This is a genomic window from Kosakonia oryzendophytica (assembly GCF_027886705.1).
GTDB classification, from domain to species: domain Bacteria; phylum Pseudomonadota; class Gammaproteobacteria; order Enterobacterales; family Enterobacteriaceae; genus Kosakonia; species Kosakonia oryzendophytica.
The window spans coordinates 3,044,533-3,066,481 of sequence record NZ_CP115659.1; the positions used below are offsets into that span (position 1 = coordinate 3,044,533).

General features: G+C 49.7%; 21 protein-coding genes and 4 pseudogenes. 16 read left to right on the plus strand and 9 right to left on the minus strand.

Annotation, left to right across the window (positions count from 1 at the left end; genetic code table 11):
• Nucleotides 1–21 precede the first annotated feature (21 nt).
• Nucleotides 22–1,209: a CynX/NimT family MFS transporter gene (locus tag O9K67_RS14725; RefSeq protein WP_061494983.1), complete on the plus strand. Its 1,188-nt coding sequence runs from the start codon at nucleotides 22–24 to the stop codon at nucleotides 1,207–1,209.
• A 39-nt stretch (nucleotides 1,210–1,248) separates the two neighbouring features.
• Here O9K67_RS14725 and O9K67_RS14730 read toward each other — a convergent pair whose 3' ends face one another.
• Complete coding sequence (locus O9K67_RS14730; protein ID WP_061494981.1) at nucleotides 1,249–1,956, minus strand: CTP synthase C-terminal region-related (seleno)protein; 708 nt, start codon at nucleotides 1,954–1,956, stop codon at nucleotides 1,249–1,251.
• A gap of 193 nt (nucleotides 1,957–2,149) precedes the next feature.
• On the opposite strand from O9K67_RS14730, the gene O9K67_RS14735 reads away from it, so the two are divergent.
• Together O9K67_RS14735 and O9K67_RS14740 are read left to right on the plus strand one after the other, a co-directional pair.
• The gene (locus tag O9K67_RS14735) at nucleotides 2,150–2,617 is read left to right on the plus strand and encodes a DUF523 domain-containing protein (protein WP_061499978.1); all 468 of its coding nucleotides are present in this window, start codon (nucleotides 2,150–2,152) and stop codon (nucleotides 2,615–2,617) included.
• Nucleotides 2,614–2,961: a DUF488 domain-containing protein gene (locus O9K67_RS14740; RefSeq protein WP_061494979.1), complete on the plus strand. Its 348-nt coding sequence runs from the start codon at nucleotides 2,614–2,616 to the stop codon at nucleotides 2,959–2,961. Before O9K67_RS14735 ends, O9K67_RS14740 begins: the two co-directional genes overlap by 4 nt.
• Here the strand turns inward: O9K67_RS14740 and O9K67_RS14745 are convergent.
• On the minus strand, nucleotides 2,958–3,263 hold the full coding sequence (locus O9K67_RS14745; protein WP_061494977.1) for a hypothetical protein: 306 nt from the start codon (nucleotides 3,261–3,263) through the stop codon (nucleotides 2,958–2,960). The two genes, O9K67_RS14740 and O9K67_RS14745, sit on opposite strands and share 4 nt — an antisense overlap.
• A gap of 436 nt (nucleotides 3,264–3,699) precedes the next feature.
• Between O9K67_RS14745 and O9K67_RS14750 the strand changes: the two genes are divergently transcribed.
• The 4 genes from O9K67_RS14750 to O9K67_RS14760 all read left to right on the plus strand — a co-directional run bounded on the left by O9K67_RS14750 (nucleotide 3,700) and on the right by O9K67_RS14760 (nucleotide 8,624).
• On the plus strand, nucleotides 3,700–4,728 hold the full coding sequence (locus tag O9K67_RS14750) for a sensor domain-containing diguanylate cyclase (RefSeq protein ID WP_061494975.1): 1,029 nt from the start codon (nucleotides 3,700–3,702) through the stop codon (nucleotides 4,726–4,728).
• Between the two features lie 118 nt (nucleotides 4,729–4,846).
• A complete protein-coding gene (locus O9K67_RS24765) occupies nucleotides 4,847–4,900 on the plus strand; it encodes a hypothetical protein (RefSeq protein WP_071890698.1) in 54 nt (17 codons plus the stop codon).
• Nucleotides 4,901–4,999: 99 nt separating this feature from the next.
• Nucleotides 5,000–6,823, plus strand: a complete 1,824-nt coding sequence (locus O9K67_RS14755) for a sensor domain-containing diguanylate cyclase (RefSeq protein WP_061494973.1) — start codon at nucleotides 5,000–5,002, stop codon at nucleotides 6,821–6,823.
• A 211-nt stretch (nucleotides 6,824–7,034) separates the two neighbouring features.
• Nucleotides 7,035–8,624 (plus strand): methyl-accepting chemotaxis protein, encoded by a 1,590-nt coding sequence (locus O9K67_RS14760; RefSeq protein WP_061494971.1) that lies wholly within the window; start codon nucleotides 7,035–7,037, stop codon nucleotides 8,622–8,624.
• 522 nt (nucleotides 8,625–9,146) lie between these two features.
• Here the strand turns inward: O9K67_RS14760 and O9K67_RS14765 are convergent.
• On the minus strand, nucleotides 9,147–9,401 hold the full coding sequence (locus O9K67_RS14765) for a hypothetical protein (protein ID WP_061494969.1): 255 nt from the start codon (nucleotides 9,399–9,401) through the stop codon (nucleotides 9,147–9,149).
• A 476-nt stretch (nucleotides 9,402–9,877) separates the two neighbouring features.
• On the opposite strand from O9K67_RS14765, the gene O9K67_RS14770 reads away from it, so the two are divergent.
• Both O9K67_RS14770 and O9K67_RS14775 read left to right on the plus strand, forming a co-directional pair.
• Nucleotides 9,878–11,422 carry a methyl-accepting chemotaxis protein gene (locus O9K67_RS14770; protein WP_061494967.1) on the plus strand — a complete coding sequence of 515 codons (1,545 nt, stop codon included), beginning with the start codon at nucleotides 9,878–9,880 and terminating at the stop codon, nucleotides 11,420–11,422.
• 88 nt (nucleotides 11,423–11,510) lie between these two features.
• Nucleotides 11,511–11,825: a PTS sugar transporter subunit IIB gene (locus O9K67_RS14775; protein WP_061494965.1), complete on the plus strand. Its 315-nt coding sequence runs from the start codon at nucleotides 11,511–11,513 to the stop codon at nucleotides 11,823–11,825.
• Between the two features lie 136 nt (nucleotides 11,826–11,961).
• Here O9K67_RS14775 and leuE read toward each other — a convergent pair whose 3' ends face one another.
• Nucleotides 11,962–12,600, minus strand: a complete 639-nt coding sequence (gene leuE, locus O9K67_RS14780) for a leucine efflux protein LeuE (RefSeq protein ID WP_061494963.1) — start codon at nucleotides 12,598–12,600, stop codon at nucleotides 11,962–11,964.
• 187 nt (nucleotides 12,601–12,787) lie between these two features.
• Here leuE and O9K67_RS14785 point away from each other — a divergent pair, with 187 nt between their 5' ends.
• The 4 genes and pseudogenes from O9K67_RS14785 (at nucleotide 12,788) to O9K67_RS14795 (ending at nucleotide 14,796) form a co-directional block, all read left to right on the plus strand.
• A complete protein-coding gene (locus O9K67_RS14785) occupies nucleotides 12,788–13,027 on the plus strand; it encodes a DinI family protein (RefSeq protein WP_061494961.1) in 240 nt (79 codons plus the stop codon).
• Nucleotides 13,028–13,283: 256 nt separating this feature from the next.
• Nucleotides 13,284–13,484, plus strand: a pseudogene (locus O9K67_RS24770) (sensor domain-containing phosphodiesterase); the annotation flags it as partial.
• Between the two features lie 49 nt (nucleotides 13,485–13,533).
• A pseudogene (locus O9K67_RS14790) lies at nucleotides 13,534–14,222 on the plus strand (EAL domain-containing protein); the annotation flags it as partial.
• 172 nt (nucleotides 14,223–14,394) lie between these two features.
• Nucleotides 14,395–14,796, plus strand: a complete 402-nt coding sequence (locus O9K67_RS14795) for a DUF6515 family protein (RefSeq protein WP_170933820.1) — start codon at nucleotides 14,395–14,397, stop codon at nucleotides 14,794–14,796.
• 40 nt (nucleotides 14,797–14,836) lie between these two features.
• On the opposite strand, the gene O9K67_RS14800 is transcribed toward O9K67_RS14795, so the two are convergent.
• The 3 genes from O9K67_RS14800 to O9K67_RS14810 all read right to left on the minus strand — a co-directional run bounded on the left by O9K67_RS14800 (nucleotide 14,837) and on the right by O9K67_RS14810 (nucleotide 17,438).
• Complete coding sequence (locus tag O9K67_RS14800; RefSeq protein ID WP_061494955.1) at nucleotides 14,837–15,259, minus strand: hypothetical protein; 423 nt, start codon at nucleotides 15,257–15,259, stop codon at nucleotides 14,837–14,839.
• A 338-nt stretch (nucleotides 15,260–15,597) separates the two neighbouring features.
• Nucleotides 15,598–15,939 (minus strand): cell envelope integrity TolA C-terminal domain-containing protein, encoded by a 342-nt coding sequence (locus O9K67_RS14805; protein ID WP_061494953.1) that lies wholly within the window; start codon nucleotides 15,937–15,939, stop codon nucleotides 15,598–15,600.
• Between the two features lie 971 nt (nucleotides 15,940–16,910).
• Nucleotides 16,911–17,438 (minus strand): hypothetical protein, encoded by a 528-nt coding sequence (locus O9K67_RS14810; RefSeq protein ID WP_061494951.1) that lies wholly within the window; start codon nucleotides 17,436–17,438, stop codon nucleotides 16,911–16,913.
• Nucleotides 17,439–17,826: 388 nt separating this feature from the next.
• Here O9K67_RS14810 and O9K67_RS14815 point away from each other — a divergent pair, with 388 nt between their 5' ends.
• Nucleotides 17,827–19,377 carry a methyl-accepting chemotaxis protein gene (locus O9K67_RS14815; RefSeq protein ID WP_061494949.1) on the plus strand — a complete coding sequence of 517 codons (1,551 nt, stop codon included), beginning with the start codon at nucleotides 17,827–17,829 and terminating at the stop codon, nucleotides 19,375–19,377.
• A gap of 266 nt (nucleotides 19,378–19,643) precedes the next feature.
• On the opposite strand, the gene O9K67_RS14820 is transcribed toward O9K67_RS14815, so the two are convergent.
• Nucleotides 19,644–20,084, minus strand: a complete 441-nt coding sequence (locus O9K67_RS14820; RefSeq protein WP_061494947.1) for a GNAT family N-acetyltransferase — start codon at nucleotides 20,082–20,084, stop codon at nucleotides 19,644–19,646.
• Between the two features lie 442 nt (nucleotides 20,085–20,526).
• On the opposite strand from O9K67_RS14820, the pseudogene O9K67_RS14825 reads away from it, so the two are divergent.
• Nucleotides 20,527–20,697, plus strand: a pseudogene (locus O9K67_RS14825) (integrase); the annotation flags it as partial.
• Between the two features lie 134 nt (nucleotides 20,698–20,831).
• Here the strand turns inward: O9K67_RS14825 and O9K67_RS14830 are convergent.
• A pseudogene (locus tag O9K67_RS14830) lies at nucleotides 20,832–20,966 on the minus strand (NADP-dependent isocitrate dehydrogenase); the annotation flags it as partial.
• 412 nt (nucleotides 20,967–21,378) lie between these two features.
• Here O9K67_RS14830 and O9K67_RS14835 point away from each other — a divergent pair.
• The gene (locus tag O9K67_RS14835; RefSeq protein WP_061494943.1) at nucleotides 21,379–21,798 is read left to right on the plus strand and encodes a GNAT family N-acetyltransferase; all 420 of its coding nucleotides are present in this window, start codon (nucleotides 21,379–21,381) and stop codon (nucleotides 21,796–21,798) included.
• Nucleotides 21,799–21,949 lie beyond the last annotated feature (151 nt).

The following is a 21,949-nucleotide window of genomic DNA, read 5'->3' on the forward strand; positions in this document are numbered from 1 at the left end:
GTTTTTCATTCTGAGAACCCAATGACCACTTCTCTTCTTTCCCGTGGCAAACAAGGCACCCTGCTGATTGCCGGGATCCTGATGATTGCGACCACACTCCGCGTCACCTTTACCGGCGCGGCCCCGTTACTGGACGTCATTCGTGCAGAGTATGGACTCACCACGGCACAGACCGGTCTGCTCACCACCCTACCGCTGTTGGCCTTTGCGCTGGTATCGCCGCTGGCGGCCGGCGTCGCCCGCCGTTTTGGTATGGAACGCAGCCTGTTTGCCGCGCTGGTGTTGATTAGTGCCGGGATTGTCCTTCGCTCGCTCCCCTCGGCCACGCTGTTGTTTGTTGGCACCGCGATTATTGGTTGCGGAATCGCGTTGGGAAACGTGCTGTTGCCGGGGATTATCAAGCGTGATTTTGCCGGGCATGTTGCAAAACTCACCGGCGCGTATTCCCTGACCATGGGCGGCGCCGCCGCACTGGGTTCCGCCGCCGTCGTGCCACTGGCGGAACAGGGCGCAGGTTGGCAAGGCGCATTGCTGGCACTGATGATATTTCCGTTGCTGGCGATGGTGCTCTGGTTACCCGGATTGCGCCATGGCGCTGCCGCCAACTTGAGCCGTTCCAGCGCATTGCACAGCCGTGGGATCTGGCGTTCGGCGCTGGCGTGGCAACTTACGCTGTTTCTGGGGATCAACTCGTTAATTTATTACATCGTGATTGGCTGGTTACCGTCGATCCTGGCCACGCTGGGCTTCAGCGAGATGCAGGCGGGTTCACTACACGGTATTTTGCAGTTAGCCACAGCCGCTCCCGGCTTGCTGGTACCGTTGATCCTGCCTCGCCTGAACGATCAACGCGGGATTGCCGCACTGGTCGCGTTGATGTGTGCCGCCGGTTCACTGGGATTGTGGCTATTGCCCGACCATGCGGCCCTGTGGGTAGTGGTGTTTGGCTTTGGTTCCGGTGCCACGATGATCCTGGGACTGACGTTTATCGGCCTGCGCGCCCACTCTGCGCACCAGGCCGCCGCCCTTTCCGGGATGGCGCAATCAGTCGGGTATTTGCTGGCTGCCTGCGGGCCGCCATTAATGGGGAAAATCCATGATGCCAGTGGCGACTGGCATATTCCGCTGCTGCTCTGCGCACTGTTATCCGTGGTGATGGCAGTGTGCGGCGCGCTGGCCGGTCGTGATAAAGCAGGGGTTAATCCGTAACGCCACACATAAAAAAACAGGCCCGCAGGCCTGTTCTTCTTATTCGCACGCCGCGCGTAGCATTGCCTGTACGAGCGGTACCGGTCGCCCGGCAAGCGCAGCGCGTTCATGCTGGAACAGCGTCGCGACATAGAACGGGTGCGTCACCAGTTCCACCGCGCGGATTTCCCCCTCTTCATCCCACCCGGTCACCCGCAGGTTGCCGCTTTCCAGTTCGTGGGCAAATTCCGGTGATACACCAAAATTGCACCGGTAGGCCTCTTCAATCATCTCGCGACCATAAGCACGGGCAATCAGCGTATTGGGCCGCAGTTCAATGGTGCCAGTCTGGTCCACCAGCGCGCAACTGAGCGCGGAGATAACCATCCGGCCTTCGTGATCGGTCTCTGCATGCGCCGCATCCCCCCAGCCCAATACATTGCGGGCGTACTCAATCACCGCATGCTGGAAACCGCCGCAGGTAGCGAGGAACGGAATGGCATTTTCCCGCGCAAACTGGATGGCAAGAAACGCGCCACGGGCATTTTTATAAGGACTTCCAGGGACAACCCAGATGGCATCATAGCCTACCAGATCTTCGTAACTGGTAATTTCACTGGTCGGAAGCCAGTCGTAATCTGCGGTGATCTCCAGCACGGCGGCGGCATCGTCAATTGCCAATGGGATGGCCTGGTGCGCGACAATGTCATGGTTATAGTCGCCAATTAACGCGATGCGGAGTGTTTTCTTCGGAGGGATATGCTGCATGAAAGTGTCCTTATGCCGGAGCCAATAACGAGTAACATAAGGAATATCACATTAGCCGTCTTTTAATGTCATCACAACACCTTAAAATCGGCAGGCCTGTTATCGCATCGGATATAAAAAATCGGATTTACCGGAGTTAATCACAGTGGCGGAACCCGTGCAGCAGACTAAAATCCTCGTCAGTGCCTGTCTGATGGGCTTTAAAGTGCGTTACAACGGCAGTGAAAAAGCGGCATTACAGGAGACATTGCAGCACTGGCAGCAAGAAAACAGGCTGATCATCCACTGCCCTGAGCTGGCCGCAGGTCTGGCGGTTCCGCGACAACCGGCGGAAATCGTCAGCGGCAACGGTGCCGATGTCATGCGCGGCAGCGCACGGATCCTCGAAAATAGCGGTCACGATGTGACGGCACATTACCAACTGGCGGCATGGCTGGCGCTACAGGCCGCACAACATGCACGCTGCAGCGCTGCGCTGCTGACCGATGGCAGTCCCACCTGCGGCAGCCAGTTCATTTATGACGGCACCTTCAGCGGCACTCGGCAACCCGGAATGGGTGTGGCTGCTGCGTTACTTGAGCAACATGGCATTCGCGTTTTTTCCGCAGAGCAATTACCGGCGCTGGTCGCCTGGGTTAACGAAAGGGAGAAAAGTCAGTGATCCAATGCAAACGCGTGTATGACGCCGCATCCGACAGTGATGGTTACCGGGTACTGGTCGACAGACTGTGGCCGCGAGGCGTGAAAAAAACAGACCTGCCCTATGATGAGTGGAATAAGGATCTGGCCCCATCGACCGCGCTACGCAAAGCTTTACACGGCGAAGCCATCGATTTTGCCGCCTTCAGTGAAAGCTATCATCAGGAGCTGGCCGCGCACCAGGACGAAGGGAAACAGCTGGCAGCGCGGGGTAAAAAAAGCACTGTCACGCTGTTATACGCGGCGAAGGACACGCAGCAAAACCACGCCGAAGTTCTGGCAACGTGGTTGCGTTCGCTGGTTTAGTCGATAACGCGCTCCAGCACGTCCTGCGGCTGACTGTCAGGCATGAGCGGCATCAGGTGTTCTGCGCGAACAAACGCAAAACCGTGCTGGCCATCAAACGCGGTCACATTACCGATCACCAGCCACAGCGCACGGGTGGCGTTGCGCGGCAATTCGGTCATCACCCCATTGACCGGGTTCAACATGCGTTCACCCGGCTGACACAATCCGAACAATTCAACTGATTTACCGATATTGCCCCGTCCGTTGGCAGTTTGGGCACCGATCACCATTGCCAGGCAGCCCGGTCGTAACTGGAACATACTTCTCTCACGTATTCGCTGGAAAATAAGATAATTCTTAATTGAAGTGTACCCTGGCAAGACGGTTAGTGTCACGATCCGGATGGCAACCCATTGCGCCCCCCCTGCCCACCCCCGTTTTTTCCTGAAATGACCTCGCCACAGACCGACTGAGAAAAAAAGATGGCATGCGGCATCTTCATGATTTCTCCATTGTTACTGCACTTTTACCCCCTATAGTGGGTCCTGTTCTCACCCATGACCAGAGAACATCATTCCGTAATCAATGAGTTTTTTGCCCCGCTTCATCAACGGGGCTTTTTTTCGCTCTCTTCCGGTTTGAATGATCCTCTACCCTGATGTATACAAAAATAACCCGCTTCATGGTTTAATACCGCGCACTCGGAATATCCTGTATCAATGTGTACGGCGGGTTTGTACACAGGAGCCCAACGTCATGTCAGATTTTATTCTTGCTCGCGTTTCAGAGACCCTTTCGAAAACGCAATCGCTGGAAAGCCTGGTTCACCAGTTGCTGGAAATGCTTGAAATGGTGACAGAGATGGAATCGACTTACCTGACCAAAATTGACAATGACGCCCGCCTGCAACACATTGTTTATTCACGTAATACGAAACAACTCACTATCCCGGAAGGCTTCTCCCTGCCGTGGGGTGACAGTTTATGTAAGCGCGCACTGGATGACGGCTGCCCGTTCAGCAATGATGTGGCAACGATGTGGGGAGATTGCGAAGCGGCGAAAGCCCTTGGCATCACCACCTATTTAAGTACGCCGGTGCAACTGGCAGACGGCTCGCTGTATGGCACATTGTGCGCCGCCAGTAACGCAAAGAAGTCGCTCAGCGTGCGTGGTGAACAAGTGTTGCATCTGTTCGCCGGTCTGATTGCGCGCACCATTGAAAAAGAGCATCTGGTCAATCAACTGCGTGAAGCCAATGCCGCGTTAATTGCTCACTCGTATACCGATGCATTGACCGGTTTACCGAATCGACGGGCCATTTTCGATAACCTGTCAGCACTGTTTTCACAGGCCCGCAACCGCAATCACTACATCATTATTGCGTTTATCGATCTTGATAATTTTAAAGTTATTAACGATCAGCTCGGCCACGAAGCAGGCGATCAGTTCTTGATCGAAGTGGGACAGCGAATTGCGCAGGAAGGCGATAACAACGCTATTGCCGGTCGACTCGGCGGCGATGAGTTCCTGATAGCCTGCCTTGGCGGTCCACTCGATGAGCCACAAAAACTTCACCTCGCATCGTTGAAAAAGAGTCTGGATAAGTCGATTAGCGGGCAATATGTGCTGGGGAAAATTCACATTTTCTACCCAGGAGCCAGCATTGGCGTGATTGAAATCAACCCGAATCTTACGGATGAAGATGGTGCGTTGCGTGCGGCTGATGAAGTGATGTATCAGGTAAAAAATAACAAAGAAAAAAAAACCTTTCAGCGCCTCGATTAAGCAGATCCTGGGGCGTGAATGGCTTGAGAAAAATCTCATTTTCTTCTATTTCTTATACAATTGATTTCTGGCGATTATCGCCAGTGAAGGAGTTTTCGTGAGAAAGACAACTATCATTATGCTTATTGTGGCGATCGTCGCCGTTGCCGGAACGCAATTCGGCTGGTGGTAATACTGAGCAGTTAATTTTTTGCATCTTCACTTCCCGTGCATATGATGGCGTCATCCGAGCAGAACACCGTTGTCTCATTTATTTGGGCAGGAGCTCGCTATGTTCACTGGTCTGAAAAAAAGCGAAAGCAAACGGCATGCAGCGCTGGAACTATTGAGTAAACAAGATAAACCCCGCGATGCTGCTCTTGCTGAGTTTGCAAATCTGGCATGTGAAGTCATGGGGGTCGATGGATGCTTTATTAGCACATTCGACGACGATTACCAATATATTAAATATGTTAAAAACATTCCCATCGAGCATGTCCAAATTTGCATCGAACAGACGATGTGCCAATATTCCCTGCGGGCGTGCCAGACGGTTATTTGCTCCGATACGCGGATTGATGATCGATTTAATTACCAGCCGCTGGTAAAAAGCGGCGATATTATTTTTTACGCCTCCGCGCCAATGATCAATAAAGACGGCGTGGTCCTCGGAACATTGTGTGTCAGTCACCCGGAGACCTATGTTCCCTCTTCCAGGCAGGTAACAAACTTTCATCGCGTTGCTTCTCTCGCCGCCGTCTTTCTGGAATCCTGTTACGCTGCCGGTCTGGTAGATGCAGTGACCGGCCTGCCGAATCGGCAGTTTTTGATGAAAGAGATGGAACGGCTGACACACGAGAAAGTGAGCGGCAGCTATGGGTTGGTGATCTTTGACTGCATTGACATGGCGCGTGCTTATGAGCTGTCCCGCTATCTGGGGCTTGATGCGCTGGAAAAATTGCTACAGAGCTTTGGCCCCTCGCTACGTTCACGGCTGAAGCTGGAAGAGTCCGTTATGCTGTACGCCTTTACGACGGCGCGCTACGCCGTGCTGGTGGATATTGACCACGCGCTGAAGCTGGTGAAACGGACCAAGCGTTTGCCTTGCATTCAGGCCAAAGTTGCTGGTGATATTGATATTAATCTGAAGATCCATGCCGGTTACGTTAAGTTTTCCCCGCAGGAAGATAACGCGCAGGAAATTGTGCGCCAGGGCATTAGCGCACTGCATGAATCGATCCGCCAGGATATCCCGGTGTTGCAGTTCAACCCCATCCTCGATCACAAGCGTAATAAAGATTTCAAGCTTCTGTATGATCTCAGCGAGGCCATTAAATCCCCGAACCAGCTTTATCTCGTTTATCAGCCCAAAATTTCGTTACAAACCGGGAAAACGGAAGGTGTGGAAGCGTTGCTGCGCTGGAAGCATCCGCAACTGGGGAATATCTCTCCGGCGGTGATCGTGGCGCTGGCGGAAAAGACCACGCTGATGAGGGATCTCACCCAGTGGGTCATTACAAGGGTCATTGCTCAGCTTAAGGTCTGGAGACAACAGGGTATCCTGTTGCCGGTCTCGATTAACGTGACGGTCAGTGACTTTTCGCGCCCCGGTTTTGCCGATGAGCTTCATCGCAACGTTGTTTCCGCAGGGCTCTATTCCTCGGACGTACGCATTGAGTGTCTGGAAACAGAGAAAGTGCTGGAGAGCGACCCGGCGCTGGAAGAGCTGGACAGACTCAAGTTGCTGGGCTTTACCATCCTGCTGGATGACTTTGGCGCCGGGTACAGCAACATCAGCTACCTGCGCCGGATCCCCATTGATGTGATCAAACTTGACCGTTCGCTGGTCAGCCAGGTCACCACCGACCCCGGCAGCCGAATCATCGCCCGCAACGTCATTATGATGCTGAAAGAGTTGCAATATGTGGTGCTGGCGGAAGGGATCGAAGATCTGGAAACCGCACGCATGCTGGGTGAGTACGGTTGTGATGAGGCTCAGGGCTACTTTTTCTCGCGCCCACTCTCACCGGAAGAAATCCCGGACTGGCTGGAAGACAGTAAACCGTTTCGCCTGCTGGCAAAGATGGCCACTGAACAGCATCAATATGGTTCCTGAGCGCTGACGTTGCCTGACTGTTCTCCTTCTCAACAGTCGGGCTGTGTCACAAAAATGTCATAAAGACCTTATTCTATTTCATCTCAATGCGTTACCCCTGCCGTCGTTTTTTACCCCGTGTAACAGGATTAAAGCCAAACTGAAAACCTGTCGATAGTTCAGGTGTGCGCTCTGTTTTTGCGCCTCACCAGACAATGGGAAGTAATGCGTTATGAAACTCAACCACCTTACTATCGGGCAACGGCTCGGATTTCTGGCAACTCTGCTTTTGCTGGCGACGCTGTTTATTGGCATACGTGGCTTGTCCATCAATGCCAGCGGATTAGTGCAAAACCAGCACATTATGGCCACGGAGAAGGTGGTTGCGGACAGCATTGATACCGCCCGCAACGCGCAGGTCCAGTTCAAAATTCAGGTACAAGAATGGAAAAATACCTTGCTTCGCGGTGCACAAAGTCAGGAAGTGTTTGATAAATACAAAAATGCCTTTGTCGAGCAGAGCCAAAAAACGCAGGCATTACTCAAAACCCTGAGTGAACTGCTGCCGGAAATAGGCCTTGCCAACACCGAAGCACTGAAAACCATCACGCTGCATGCCAGCCTGGAGCAGCACTATCTCGCCGCATTGCAACAGTACACGATTGGTGATGCCACCAGCGCTCAGCGCGTTGATCACCTGGTCACCGGTATCGATCGTGAACCGACGCGGATGATCGATGAGATGGTCGCTACTACGCTCAAACAGGCAGCTGTTATCCGCCAGCAAACTGATGAACGTAACCTTGATCACTACCAGCAAACGCGGCTGATGTTGATCATCGTGATGGCGCTGACACTGCTGGTCGGTTTGTTAATTACCTGGTGGCTGGTGCGCAGCATTACCCAACCGCTCGCACAGGCAGTTTCGGTCGCCCGTAATGTAGCTTCCGGCGACCTGCAATCCACTTTCACCATCAGTGGACGGGATGAAACTGCGGAGCTGATGCGTGCTCTGCAAGAGATGAACGGCAACCTGACGCGGATTGTCGCCGGGGTGCGTTCCGGAACAGAGACCATTGCCGGCGCCTCCCAGGAAATCGCCACTGGCAGCCGTGAGCTCTCTTCTCGTAATGAAGCGCAAGCCAGCGCACTGGAACAAACAGCCGCATCGATGGAAGAGCTGACGTCGGTTGTGAAAAACAATGCGGAAAACTCGCGTGTCGCCAGCGATATCACCCGCGAGGCCTTCCGTGTTGCTAATCAGGGTGGAGAAGTGGTCGAGCAAGTGGTAAACACCATGGGCGAAATTAACCAACTCTCCACTGAGATCAGCAGCATTATCGGTGTGATCGACAGCATCGCTTTTCAAACGAACATTCTGGCGCTGAATGCTGCGGTGGAAGCGGCTCGGGCCGGTACGGAAGGACGCGGTTTCGCCGTTGTCGCCTCAGAGGTTCGTGCACTTGCGCAGCGCTCTGCCACTGCCGCAAAAGAGATTGGCGCATTGATCCAGCGTTCGGTGCACCGTATTGATGAAGGTCATGCTCTGGTAAAAAATGCCGGTAACGCGATGGGGGAAATCGTGCAAAGCGTTGAGCGCGTCAGCCAGCTAGTGGAAACCATTTCACTGGCCAGCAAAGAGCAGAGCGTCGGTATCGACCAGGTGCATGTCGCCATTACCCATATGGACGCCGCCACCCAACAAAACGCCACGCTATCGCAGCAATCATCCGCGGCCGCGCACGCCATGCAACAACAAGCAGAGAATTTGCTTGAGATGGTACAAATCTTCAAACTGCGAGCACAGCATAACCCGCTGTAATGCGCACTAATCCTCGCTTCGGGTATTTTACCGGAGCGGGGGTAATATCGCGACCCGATGAATTAATACGCTGATCATCAATTTTCTCAATCTATCCGCAGAAAAATTTGCGTTTGATTACGTTTTGCTCACGGGTTATAAAGTACGCATGTGATGGATATACGATTTAACAAGCCTCAACATTCTTCGCTGGCAGTTTTGATGTCGAAACTGCCATCCTTTATTTCCTTTTCGGCTCACTTTCTTCCGCGTAGTAACTTCTATTTTACCTGTATTTGATCCCGCTAACGTTTTTTTAAAGAAAAAGCGAGCCTGTGAATTTATTAACGGAAATAACTCAGGCACCGTCAACAGAGAAATAGATCCTGTCTGGATAATGAGCGGAAAGATCAGCGTACTGATTGACGCAGTACGGCAGCCAGCATGTTACCATCCGATCGCGATTACAAAAAAAAATGCCACGCCCGTGACGAGCGAAAAAAGAGGTAAAGCGCCTGGATGAAGCGCTTTATTGGCAGAGGGTTAGTGGGTGCGCAAGAGCATGCTGATTGCATCTTGCTCAGACAATCCGTGCCCCTTAATGGAAACTTCCATCGCTTCATCTTGCGTTTGATTAAATAATGCCTCGTCACCGCTGGCATGCAGATTACCGGACACGACATCTCCCATTTCGACATCGTATTTTCCGAGCAGCTCAGCGATAGTAAACTCACCCTTTTCGTCGCGAATAACAATGAAGCCAATGCGGTGTTCGTGATGAACGACAGTACCTTTCATAAGAAAAATCCTTTCGCTGGTAGGGATCTCAGATTAGCTGAATATCGTCGTTTCGGGAATGATCACCGCCCTTTTTAGTGAGGCTGTACACGCTCATGCAACAGCTTTTTGATCCGGAGCACAAATATCGGTCTGGGGAAGCCATGCAGGGGCGCTTTGGGCTGGCAAATGACAAAAATCTTCCATAATAAAAATTATCTTTCAGGGGCATACTATAATAAAAGCATCTACATTTTATAGGGTTAAAGTGAGCAATTGCATTTACACTTTTGTTACCCCCGGTGCTTATTTCTTCCATGTCAAGAAATAACCCCGAAACTAAAGCTAAATTTTATGCAAACACGATTTTCTATTTTATGTCTGTATTGGAAAAGGATATATCCCAAAAAAATAAAGCACTGAATAAATAGCATCGTAACCCAATAGGGTAATTACACTATATCAGCAGCCCCGGACCTCTCTCGAGAATACTCACTATGCGCAACAATGAGCCCATCACACAAAAAGAGTACGTTTTCGATAATAATGCAACGCTGATGTCTACTACCGACCCCGCCAGCTATATCACTTATGCCAATGACGCGTTTATAAAAGTCAGCGGTTTTTCTATGGAGGAGGTCAAAGGAGAACCGCATAACCTGGTGCGTCACCCGGATATGCCCAAAGAGGCCTTTGCCGATATGTGGGCAACGCTCAAGCAGGGCGAGCCGTGGACCGCGCTGGTGAAAAACCGCCGTAAAAATGGCGACCACTACTGGGTTCGCGCAAATGCAATCCCGGTGATACGCGCTGGCAATGTGAAGGGATATATGTCTGTTCGCACCAGGCCAGCCCCGGAAGAAGTGGCGGCGACCGAGGAGGTGTATCGTCAATTCCGGGAGGGACGGGCAAAAGGCAAGCGTTTTCACAAAGGGCTGATTATCCACACAGGGCTGATGGGCTGGCGCTCCCTGTTCGTTACCATGCCCCTGCGCTGGCGTTTACGTTCGGCATTAATCGTCACGCTTTTGCTCAGCCTGCTTGCGGTGTGGAGCAGCGCATTAACTGCGGGTCACCAGGGAATATTCACCGGTTTTATGACTGCCCTGCTGCTGTTGATCGATCTCTGGCTGGAGTATCAAATTGTCCGCCCGGTCGAGCGTCTTTGCCAGCAGGCGTTGCAAGTGGCAAGTGGCGCAACACATCAGGTTGAACAGCTCAACCGTGTGGATGAAGTGGGCGTCACGCTCCGTGCGATCAATCAGCTTGGGCTGATGTTCCGCTGGCTGGTTAACGACGTCAGCGGTCAGGCGCAAAACGTACTCAAATCCTCTGATTCCCTGCGGGCAGGCAATGATGACCTGAGCCGCCAGACAGAACAAGCCGCGTCAAACGTACAGCAAACTGCAGCCACCATGAATGAAATGACCGCCACGGTGCGCAGTAACCGGGAAACCGCCGCCGAAGTCACCCGTCTGTCAGAAAGCACCCGCGATGCCGCCTGCCAGGGGGGGCAGGTGATGAACCATATGATTGAGATGATGGCTGCTATTGCAGACAGCTCCAGCCAGATTGCCAGCATCACCAGCATTATTGACAGCATCGCCTTCCAGACGAATATCCTGGCATTAAACGCTGCCGTGGAGGCCGCTCGTGCCGGTGAGCAAGGTAAAGGGTTTGCCGTTGTGGCAGGTGAAGTGCGTAGCCTCGCGCAGCGTAGCGCCCGCGCCGCCAGCGAAATTAAAGAGCTGATTGAAAATAGCGTAACCCATGTTAGCTCAGGCAGTGGGCTGGCGGATGATGCCGGAAACACCATGAAGGCGATCGTGGAGCAGGTACAGAATGTCACGACCCTGATTGCACATATCAGTGCCGCGACAGCGGAACAAGCCACTGCGCTGAGTGAAGTGAGCCTGGCGGTGGAAGACCTCGATAAAATCACGCATCAGAATGCAGAGCATGTGCTGGAAAGTGCGGAAGCATCCGGTCGCCTTAACCAGCAGGCCATTCGCCTGGCCGAAGCCATTTCCGTATTTAAGTGAAGCCAAAGCGATGTAAACCTGCACACAGCACACATTTTTCCGCCATTTGCGGAGAGAATATAGGCACAGTACTCGTGAGGATATTCCTATGAAAAAGTTACTGATCTGTTGTCTGTTCGGCAATACCGCCAATGCGTTGGCCAGAAAGATGCAAAAGGCCGCCGATGCGCAGGGGCATCAGATGTTGATAAGCGCCATTGGCGTGAGTAATTTTGCCAGTGTTGCACCGGCGTTTGACTGCTATCTGGTCGCGCCGCATATCCAATATAAGCTGGATGAGCTGAAAGACGCGATTGATGATTCCGCACCGATTGCGGTGATCGAAAGTTATCCTTTCGCCTCGATGGATGGCGAGAAAGTGCTGGAGTTTGTCATGGCGCGAATGCCGACGATGACGGCATAAGAGAACCCTAAAACCACGTCTGCGGACGTGGTTTTTGTTTGATGAAAAAGGCGTGTTGCGACAGCACGGCAGCCTGAAAGCAAAATAAAAGCATAAGAGGTTTCCACCCACGCCGGAAACCTCTTATGCACAGCAATCAGGATTGCAGTGTGGCCAGACGCGCTGCGAAGCCCACAAAAATCAGGCCGATCAGGGAATTACCCAGGCGGGTTAGTTTTTGTCGTGTCTTCACCCATTGCGTGACATAGGAACCGGAAATAATCAGGAAACTGAAATAGCAGACGCTGATGATTTCCAGCGTAGTGGCAAGAATGAAGAAAGCCGTTCCGGGGCGGGTATAAGTAATGTCGATAAATTGCACAAAAAACGACACGTAAAACAGAATGGCTTTCGGGTTCGTCAGACTGAGCACCAGCGCGCGTCTGAAAATATCACCTTTATGCACGTCGTGTTGCCCCTCTTCCCGCGCCTTGCGCACAAAGGTGCTGTACAGCATTTTGATACCGAGATAGAGGAGATAAAACGCCCCCAGATAACGGATGATATTGAACAGTACGGGTGTGGTTTTGATAAGCGTGGCGACACCCGCATACGCGAGGAACATCAAGACCGCATCACCAATAAAGACGCCGCTCGCTGCGACATAACCGTTTTTCAACCCACCTGCAATACTGCTCTTCAATACAAAGAAGGTATTTGGCCCCGGCACCAGGATGATAAAAATAGCGCCAATAAAATAGGACCAGTAACTGATAACTCCATACTCGGCAAACACACATCCTCCTGAAAAAACACAACAGCATAACCGGCGCTAACATACGCCATATGGCAGTGAACATAAAGCACGGTGCAAAGCCAGGGGATGAGCGGGTTAATGTCTGTCCGGTTACCACATCACTTGAATACTGATTATATATACAGTATAAATATGCGGTTAATTAACCAGTGAAAAGGAACCATCGATGTTTGTTGAGCTAATCTATGACAAGCGTAATGTTGAAGGATTACCAGGGGCAAAAGACATTATCCTTGCCGAATTGACTAAACGTGTGCAGCGCCTCTTTCCCGACGCTGAAGTGCGCGTTAAGCCAATGCAGGCAAATGGCCTGAACAGCGATGCCAGCAAAAACGATCGCGAAAAGCTGAACCGGATGCTTGAAGAGATGTTCGACGAGTCGGACATGTGGCTTGTACAGGAGTAGCACTGTTCGGCAGGCACAACAGGCGCAGGTTTTAACACTATCATGAAGATTATATAAATTGCAGACGAGTGGCGTTTCAAGCGGTAACGGCACGCAGAGAATCAGCAACACCAACATCACGTGATGGGAGAAGGCCATGTTCAGCGGACTCAGCGCTAACGAAGCTCAACGGCTTGCCGCACTGGAATTGCTCAAACGCGAAGATAAAGAGCGCGACAGCGTGCTGGGCGAGCTTGCTGAATTCGCCCGCCATTTAATGGGTGTTTCCGGTTGTTTTGTCACGATTATTGATGACGCATTTCAATACATCAAATACGTGAACAATGTCCCCTTGTTTGCCGGGTGTGTGCCGCTTGAAGAAACCATGTGCCGCCATTCTCTGCCTCTGGATGAGCCGGTTATTTGCCCGGATGCCCGTCAGGATGCGCGTTTTTCAGAACATCCCATTGTACAAAATGGCACGGTCATTTTTTATGCCGTCGCGCCAATAAAAACCCGTGATGGACATACGTTTGCATACCGGAACCACCGTAGGCGCAGAAGCCCTTTTACGCTGGGAGCATCCGGTGTTCGGGAATATTCCTCCCGCAACGCTTATTGCCCTGGCCGAACGCACCAGCCTGATGGCAGGGCTGACGCAGTGGGTGGCAGACAGAGCCATTAAGCAGCTGGTCGAATGGCGCCGAAACAACATCGGGATTCCCATCTCGATCAATGTTTCCGTCAGTGATTTGTCAAAACCCGGCTTTGCGGATGCACTGGAAGAGAAAATAATCAGGGCCAGGCTGACGACCTGCGTGTTGAATGTCTGGAAACCGAAAGAGTGCTGGAAAGCCCGATCGCTCTTGATGAGCTGGATATGCTCAAAGTCCGCGGGTTTAAAATCCTGCTGGATGATTTCGGCGCGGGTTATAGCAATATTAGCTACTTGCGAAAAATCCCTGTCGATATTATCAAAATTGACCGCTCATTAATTAGCAGAGTGGCCAATGACAAAGGCAGTCAGATCATCGCTAAAAATATTATCAGCATGTTGAAAGAACTGGATTATATCGTGCTTGCCGAAGGCGTAGAGGATGCAGAAACCGCAGAAATATTAAAGGATTTTGGCTGCGATGAAGCACAAGGGTACTTTTTTTCCAGGCCATTTCACCCGACAATGATTCCGGACTGGTTGAACGCGTCCCCGTACTAACGAATAAAGCCGCGGTGGTGGCCTTATAGTCCGATACTGGTCTTATCCGCCTGCCCCCGGAAACAGATTGTCATATAATCGTTCAGGCTAATTTCAAAATTCCTGCACATTTATACACCACTATAAGAGACCCGATAAGGAATTAGCCTCTTTTGGAGGGCAGGAATATAAGATGAGACTGATGAAAAGACTGGCGATGGCTATCACATTGTTTGCTGCCGGCTCAGCCACAGCCCTTGCCGAGCCAGGTTTTCAGCCGCATGGCGGGCATGGTTTTCCTGATGGAGGACGGCGAGATGATATCCCCCGTCCAGGCGACAGGTTCCGCCTTCTTCCGGACATTGCCACTACAGTTTTGCTGGGTGGATTAACCTATTATCTGGTGAACGGTATTTACTACCAAAGACAGGGTGCGCAGTATGTGGTGGTTGAAAAACCCTCATCAGCGCCCTCCCCATCAAGTGCACAGGTGCTGGACTTTAACGGTAAACGCTATTACGTGCGTGACGGTCATTATTATGCGCGCGATATTGATGGCAACTATTTTGAAGTTCCGCGGCCGAACGGGCTCTGACTGTTCTGTAACAGCTGCTGTCTTATAAAGCCCGGCATTACTATTCATTCGCCGCACGGAGAGCGACACGTCTTATCTCATCGCACAATGCTGACAATGCGGAGGGGCAAGAATGTGTTGCCTGAGACTGAATGGTATCGAGGTCTTTTGTATCGAGTGTTGAGTCAATGTGACGAAAAACGTAGGCTTTAAGGGCAGGATTTTTAGGTAAAAGCGCCTTTAAATCAGCCAAAGAATCCCAATGGTCAACCAGTAAGTGCACGATGGCTTCCGAATTTCCCTCCGCGATATCTCCCTGGTCACAGTGACCATAATTTATACGGTTCTGGTTGACCGCCATCCAGGTGTCCAGCGAATCAACGGCCATATCCGCGGCTTTAGCATCAGCCGGGGTACAAGTCTTCGCCCATGTGGAGAAGGCAGTAAATATCCCGCAAAAAAGTACGAAAATCACTTTTTTCATAAAGCGTAATTACCTGTGTTCATTGTCAGGAAGTGACTGATAAACATTTCTCTTGTTGTGTTTTTTTCGCTACATACCCGGAATAAAGGTGTATTAAACATTAAAGCTTTGTCTTGATATTGGCGAGGACCCATACAATGGCATCGTCTGTATCAGGAACAAATCAGCACTCTGTTACGGAGGCCCGACACAGAGATCGACATCCTTCAGAACAGACAATTGTCGATCGTATTCCTGAAGTCTCAGGCATTCAACTACAGCCGCCAGAAGCTGGTATGACAGTAAAAGACGCGCGACAGATCAAGAGTTACTCAAAAACATAGTCGTTGTTTCGATGGTCATGGTTTGAAATCGAAGACAATCCTTTCCGGGAGGCTTTCAGGTTTATCCGGGAAGTGACCGGATTTCACGGCGGTATTGATCGCAACCAGTGATGCTTTACACAAAGCAACATCCCCTTTCTCGACTTCTACCCCTGTTACCTTTCCTCCTGAGGGCTGATGGACATAGAGGGAACAGGTCTTGCCTTTAAATTTGTCTGGCTCTGAAAAGGCGCTTTCAACCGCGGACTTTGCGCTGGCGGCATACTCATCGATTCCTTTTGGTACAGATATCTTATGTGTAGTCGTGCAACCTGTAATCATAAACACCAGCAAAGCCATCCCTTCCTTCTTAAACATGTTTTTATTCCTTTTTTATCGCAGGAAGACAGCATCTTAACCGTTATTCGTCACTTGCATAGAGCTCTTTATACCATTCAAAGCAGATTGATTTGCTGCGCTAACTCACCCTCACCTTTCTCAGTCTTGATGACGCCCTCTCATCACTCAACAGCCTTGATCCCTTTCCGGAACCTAAAATAAAACCTGCCCGTGGGCAGGTTGTTAATAGCGAGCATTAATGAAATTTAAAATTTCAACTTTGGATCCTGCGAAAGAATTGCTCAGTTGATTCCCGGACGTGCTCATCAGGATTTTCGGCAATATCTCCCTCACCTGGCGAATGCCGGACGTAACTACTGTGCCCATGTATCAAAGCTGGAGAAGATCCTACAGAGCCAGCAACTGCACAAAATGACAGAAACAGCAAAAACCACGAAGTTCTCAACGATTTACCCATCATTCACAATCCGTGCGTTGTTGATATCGAAAAACATACTGGAGCAGTTAACGTAAAATGCTGTATGTGATGATTAAACCTATCCAGGAAGCTGTGAACAACTGCATATCCGTTCACGATCACAGGACACGAAAACGAGTAATAAAAGCCCCCTCAAGAAAGTGGTTTAGAGGAGATGAGTAAAAAAGCCCCGGAGAATGCCGGGGCCTGGAATTTTCAGGAAGAATTTATAACGGTGAACCAAGAGGACCGTTGATGATCTTAACACTCTCTTCATAGCAGGCTTCAAAACTTTCCAGTTAAGAGCCAGATACCCTTAATTTTTTGCCGGTATCTAAGTTTGCAACTTCATCATTTGTGAACAGGTCCATTTGCACCAATCCCTGGTACTGGATCCAGTCAAATCCGTTGGTCATATACCGATCCCAGTTTACTTCCGCTTCTCAGATCAAAAAGTGGAAAGAAGGAATACCAACGCTGACAATTGGGTAAACTGATGGAAATCATCAAATGGTGCCGGGTACCTCCCGGTTTATTTGAGATAGAGCGATGAATCAATCTCTTGTTTCTTTTCCTGTAAGAAAGAATCAAGAGAATCTGCAGATGTTTTGTAAATTGGGGTATTAGCAGGAATGTCCACTGTTTTTTTACTGATAACTAATGTAAACGAAGGCTGGAACTCACTACGATACCTTACTGCTACTGTTATTTCTAATTTGGCGGGGTTTTTTAAGCTCAGATTTTCAGCTGTAACTTTATCCTGTCCTTTATTTCCGCTATTAATAAGGTCTGATAATTTACCCAATTTACTTTTCAGCGCATCTTTGTAATTACCGACATTAGCCTGTTGTAGCAGTTCTTCATCCGGAACAGCCTTATCATTGAAATTCAGCACTAACGAAACAATCTGATGTTCGTCATAGACTTCACCTAACTTTACAGCCCCACCGTCAACAGGGATGATATGTTCATTTTTGAAACGAAACACCCCAGCATTAATCAATGACGCCAGAATCAGTGCGACCCCAACAATCGTGCTTCCTGCAATTACCGATCTCATTATTCGCCTCCACAAAAATTATTTTCAATGAAATCATATCGCTTATATCACTCTATTAACAGGATATTTTCTTATCGACCTACCAGCATATCCTGGCATGCCTTTTGATATATTATATTTTCTCAGAACCTTGATACATTGTTAAGGCTCCCTGATGGCTACAGACCAGTTCCTTAGAAAGAAATACGATACACCACAAGCAATATTCGTTTGCAATGCAGTTAGCCATCTTATTGAAAAGATGCACATAAAAAAGCAAAAATGAATATATTCTTCGCGTCAGGTGTTTTCTTGAGTTTTAGTTAAAGCCAGAAAAAAACATGCCGATAACTTATATGTTTTACGGCTCTTCAGGCTACTCAATCAAACTTTGTGGAACGAGGTTAAAATGTTCAGGAATTTACCTATCAAGAAAAAATTCTTTTTTGCCTTTGGCGCCGTTTTAGTTTTATTACTGACATTGTGCGCAACTTTTTATTCTAATTTTTCCAACATCGTTAATACCAATGAATGGAATATTCATAGCTGGCGCGTCATCGATAAAAGCCGTGCATTGACCTTAAGCCTGGTGAATATGGAAACCGGTCTGCGCGGCTATGCGATTAATGGCAAAGAAGAAATGCTGGCTCCATGGAGTTCAGGCAAAGAGGATTTTGCTAAATTTTTGCAGGAAACTAAAGGATTGACTGCGGATAACCCTGCACAACAAAAGCGCCTGGATAGTTTGCTTAAACAGGAACAAGAGTGGCAGGAGAAATTCGTCGCTGAGTTGCTTGATCACCGTCGCGCACTAAATACGGGAGCAATGACGCAGGTGGATTTCAATGCGGCCTTCGAAGCCAACACTGGCAAGCCGCAGATGGATCAAATGCGTAAAACCATTGATGAAATCGTCAATGCCGAGACAAATCTGCTCAGCGAACGGCAGGGTTCCGTCGATTCCGTTCAAACAAACACCCGGATTACCTTGTTTATCGGCGCGCTGTTGGGCGTATTTATCGCTTCTGCTTTAGGCTACGTCCTTGCCCGTTCTGTTACCCTTCCGCTTGAGGAAGCGGTAAAAGCGGCTCAGGCGATTGCTGCAGGCGATCTCTCCACCCGTCTGGTAGCACGTTCAAAAGATGAAACGGGTATTCTGATCGTCGCCCTTACCGCCATGCAGGAACAGCTTATAAAGGTGGTCTCTGATATTCAGGCCGCCGCGTCTTCTATCGACAGCGCCTCTAAAGAAGTCGCGATGGGCAATACTGATCTCGCTGCACGAACAGAGCAGCAGGCCGCGTCTCTCGAAGAAACCTCAGCCAGCATGGAACAACTGACGGCGACTGTGAGGCAAAATGCTTCTAACGCGCAAAATGCCAGCAGCATGTCGTCCGACGCGTCCGAAATCGCACAGCAGGGAGGCGTAGTGGTGGATAAAGTCGTTACTACCATGGCTGCTATTTTTGACAGCTCGAAAAGTGTGGTCGAAATTATCGGCACAATTGAAAGCATTGCTTTTCAGACCAATATACTGGCGCTCAACGCGGCAGTAGAAGCCGCTCGCGCGGGCGAGCAGGGCCGTGGTTTCGCTGTGGTGGCAAGCGAAGTGCGTGCTCTCGCGCAGCGCAGCGCGACAGCGGCAAAAGAGATAAAATCGCTGATTGAAGCCTCGAATCACCGTATATCGGAAGGCACAGACCTGGTCGCTCAGGCAGGCAAAACCATGACCGGGATAGTCACGGCGATCAGTAACGTCTCAGCAATTATGTCAGAAATCTACACAGCCTCCGGCGAGCAGGTTAACGGTATCGAGCATATCGGCATCGCTATCTCGCAGATGGATGAAGTGACCCAACAAAACGCCGCGCTGGTTCAACAAGCTGCCGCTGCGGCCGCGTCGCTGGAAGATCAGGCTGCTCAGCTAAACCGCTCGGCTGCGATTTTTAAACTCGCCTGACGGCCCCACCGTTACCCACTCTCGCCAATAATTTTACGTCCGCTTTTGGCATAAGCGACCAGACCGGGAGCAGTCAGGTCTGCTTTGTGCGAGGAGCGGACAGTTATTCGTATTCGTTTATCCATTCAAATTAAAGTTAAAAGCGCCACTAAGGATTAAATCACAGAAACCCTTTCACTGACTGGCTGGTGAGTGATTAATTTTTCAGATGGCTGTCTGAGTGACACTGACTCTCCCGCAACGAAAATAAAGCATAAAAAATAAATCTACAAAACCATTCGGTATCGAACAAAGTCATCTGTCACTGCCACTTTATCGTAAAGTTTGCGGGCAGAATTTTGCGCTCGGGTAAACCAGTAAACTTTTGCCCAGCCTTTGGTGGTGGCTTCATCATGTAGGTGCTGCAAAATTGCTCGTCCAATACCTTCCCCTCGCAGGGACTCGCATACGAAAAAATCTTCAAGATAACAAACGGGCGTAACCACATAGGTGCCTTCATGCAAGACACATAAGGCAAAACCCACGACTTTTTGATTTACTTCAGCAACCCGGCAAAATATGGATGAACACGGATCATTAGCCCGGTGCCAGGTGAACGTTGTAACTTCATGACTTACCGTACCTCCACCAAAATCGTTATAGGCCTCCCATAATTCCAGCCAGTCGTGATAATCACCCTCTTTTACTTCCCGTACCAGAACGTCCATCTTTATCTAAACCTCTTAAGACTAAACTTAACAAATATACGCCCAGGAAAGACTGATAAAAAACGAATTCATGGGTAAATACTGGTGTGGCTGCAAACAATTGGAGGAGAAATCAGCGGTTATATCCTCTGAGCACAGGCCAGTGCGGTGGATCATGAAGAATTCGAACCTTTCCCCCCTCTCCTTATAAAGGGACCGCTCATGCCAAATGCGCGTCCGGGCCGTAAACCCAAAAGCCCGGCGCGCTGGTTTTTTTGCCGCTTTCAGGCAGTGACCTCACCCATGCCCTTGAGTCAGGTCCCCCCGGTTCAACTTGATCCCCCGTTAGCCATAACCAACACGTGGTTGAGCTTATGGAAAGTGTCAGTAGAGAGGGTGAAATGAAAAGGCCACCCGGTTTAGACGACCGGCAAAAAGCACTACGGGGTATATGCCTGGGTATAAAGGTACAGCCCCAACGTTTCACGAGCAGCGCTCCCTTTCAGGAAGACTTTATCGAGATCAAAGGCCGGATACACAGGAATTATTGGGGCACAAATCAAGAAAAATGACCGACAAATATAGTGACGATCGCGGTAAAGACTGGACAATTGTTGGTACGAAAACAGGTTAATTTCCGTTCAGTTTTGTGGAAGGATTTTGGGGAAGAATTTCTCATAGCCGAAAAAAACGGGAACCATCCGGCTCCCGTTCTTGTTTAACCCGCGAGGCGGATTACATGTTCGCGATAATCGCGTCGCCAAACTCTCAAGATTTCAGCATTTTAGCGCCTCCCATCAGACGATCGAAATCGTAGGTCACAGTTTTGGCGCTAATCGCGCCGCTCATGCCTTTGACGATCAGGTCAGCCGCTTCAACCCAGCCCATGTGGCGCAGCAGTAGTTATTAGGATTATTTATAACTTATTGATAAATATATTTAATATTTATCTTTAGAGGCTGATATGGCTGTTTTGCATTGATTTCTAAATTCATGATTATAAAAACTTGTTTTTAAGTTTTGATAACCGTTTTTGGCACTACGTAGCCCACATCAACGCGTTATGTTAAACCTACAAGTTTTTTTAAATCAGCCGCGTTATCCCGCTGACCTGCTCAATAAATTAACATATCGCAATGAAAGCAACTTCCGCCTCTGGCACGTAGCGGACAAGCTATCTGAGCTGAAGGTCCGATGTGAGCGAAAACGGACGTGATCTTCCCCCCAGGATTAAATACAAACTTTCCATTGAAACATTTAATTAACTTATTTATAACATTAAGTTCTAGGTGCAAACGTATTCAATTGGATATGTATGGACATTCAAATCACACATCAAATTACTGAATATGATAAAGAAGAACTATTAACCGGATTAAGAAGCTACAATGCTCAGTTCGTCGATTTTAGTAAAAATGGACAGCTTGGGGTCTACTGCAGAAATGAAAGCGGTGAAATGGTAGGCGGATTAATTGCTGACAGAAAAGGCCCTTGGCTCTGCATCGACTATCTTTGGGTAAGTGAATCTGCAAGGAGCAGGGGTTTGGGTAGCAAACTTATGGATATGGCTGAAAAAGAAGGTTTGCGAAAAGGGTGTGTTCATGGACTTGTAGATACCTTTAGCTTCCAGGCTCTCCCTTTTTATGAAAAACAGGGTTATATACTTCAAATGTCGCTGCCGGACTTTCCTAAAGTAGGCTCTCAAAGGCATTATTTAATTAAGCTTGGTTTATAGCTTTGCTGCATTTGAATACCCTAGCTTTATGAAAGCAGCAATCCGGCAGCTTTCTGCTTTCAGCACGAATAATGCATCGTACTGTCGTCCAGTACACACCATTATCAACGTCCGTTTCTGGCACGGAGCGGACAGCCCTGGAGTATGATGT

What these genes read in the sequence shown, in the direction of transcription:
- O9K67_RS14755 (WP_061494973.1), top strand. Translation starts at nt 5,000, where the DNA reads ATGTTCACTGGTCTGAAAAAAAGCGAAAGCAAACGGCATGCAGCGCTG.
- O9K67_RS14760 (WP_061494971.1), top strand. Translation starts at nt 7,035, where the DNA reads ATGAAACTCAACCACCTTACTATCGGGCAACGGCTCGGATTTCTGGCA.
- O9K67_RS14745 (WP_061494977.1), bottom strand. Translation starts at nt 3,263, where the DNA reads ATGTTCCAGTTACGACCGGGCTGCCTGGCAATGGTGATCGGTGCCCAA.
- O9K67_RS14765 (WP_061494969.1), bottom strand. Translation starts at nt 9,401, where the DNA reads ATGAAAGGTACTGTCGTTCATCACGAACACCGCATTGGCTTCATTGTT.
- O9K67_RS14725 (WP_061494983.1), top strand. Translation starts at nt 22, where the DNA reads ATGACCACTTCTCTTCTTTCCCGTGGCAAACAAGGCACCCTGCTGATT.
- O9K67_RS14775 (WP_061494965.1), top strand. Translation starts at nt 11,511, where the DNA reads ATGAAAAAGTTACTGATCTGTTGTCTGTTCGGCAATACCGCCAATGCG.
- O9K67_RS14770 (WP_061494967.1), top strand. Translation starts at nt 9,878, where the DNA reads ATGCGCAACAATGAGCCCATCACACAAAAAGAGTACGTTTTCGATAAT.
- O9K67_RS14820 (WP_061494947.1), bottom strand. Translation starts at nt 20,084, where the DNA reads ATGGACGTTCTGGTACGGGAAGTAAAAGAGGGTGATTATCACGACTGG.
- O9K67_RS14730 (WP_061494981.1), bottom strand. Translation starts at nt 1,956, where the DNA reads ATGCAGCATATCCCTCCGAAGAAAACACTCCGCATCGCGTTAATTGGC.
- O9K67_RS14735 (WP_061499978.1), top strand. Translation starts at nt 2,150, where the DNA reads ATGGGCTTTAAAGTGCGTTACAACGGCAGTGAAAAAGCGGCATTACAG.
- O9K67_RS14810 (WP_061494951.1), bottom strand. Translation starts at nt 17,438, where the DNA reads ATGAGATCGGTAATTGCAGGAAGCACGATTGTTGGGGTCGCACTGATT.
- O9K67_RS14835 (WP_061494943.1), top strand. Translation starts at nt 21,379, where the DNA reads ATGGACATTCAAATCACACATCAAATTACTGAATATGATAAAGAAGAA.
- O9K67_RS14815 (WP_061494949.1), top strand. Translation starts at nt 17,827, where the DNA reads ATGTTCAGGAATTTACCTATCAAGAAAAAATTCTTTTTTGCCTTTGGC.
- O9K67_RS14785 (WP_061494961.1), top strand. Translation starts at nt 12,788, where the DNA reads ATGTTTGTTGAGCTAATCTATGACAAGCGTAATGTTGAAGGATTACCA.
- O9K67_RS14800 (WP_061494955.1), bottom strand. Translation starts at nt 15,259, where the DNA reads ATGAAAAAAGTGATTTTCGTACTTTTTTGCGGGATATTTACTGCCTTC.
- O9K67_RS14795 (WP_170933820.1), top strand. Translation starts at nt 14,395, where the DNA reads ATGAGACTGATGAAAAGACTGGCGATGGCTATCACATTGTTTGCTGCC.
- O9K67_RS14750 (WP_061494975.1), top strand. Translation starts at nt 3,700, where the DNA reads ATGTCAGATTTTATTCTTGCTCGCGTTTCAGAGACCCTTTCGAAAACG.
- O9K67_RS14805 (WP_061494953.1), bottom strand. Translation starts at nt 15,939, where the DNA reads ATGTTTAAGAAGGAAGGGATGGCTTTGCTGGTGTTTATGATTACAGGT.